Below are 238 nucleotides of genomic sequence, written 5' to 3'. Positions count from 1 at the left end.
GAGGCAGGTCGAATTCCGGCCAGGCAATTAATCCGCTCGCAACCCAGTGCCTGCGCGTATTCCAGAGCCTGAATGACGCCTTCTCGAAATTCCTCCACCCGGTCTGGCAGGCAGGCAATGCCTCGCTCACCGGCCTGCCAGTCTCCCGGCGGCAGGTTGAACAGTACCTGGGTAAGAGAGTGCGCCTTCAACCTTGCTGCCAGAGTGTCAGCCGGCCAGTCATAGGGAAACAGGTACT

1 protein-coding gene is annotated in these 238 nt (G+C 60.1%); it reads right to left on the bottom strand.

Annotated elements, in window-relative coordinates; all coding sequences use genetic code 11:
• Positions 1–238 (bottom strand): TIM barrel protein (locus tag A3714_RS06155; RefSeq protein WP_156493831.1); only part of this gene is annotated, 238 nt, incomplete at both ends.

Source organism: Alcanivorax sp. HI0007 (genome assembly GCF_001635525.1).
GTDB lineage: Bacteria > Pseudomonadota > Gammaproteobacteria > Pseudomonadales > Alcanivoracaceae > Alcanivorax.
This window is presented reverse-complemented; position numbering and strand designations above follow the sequence as displayed.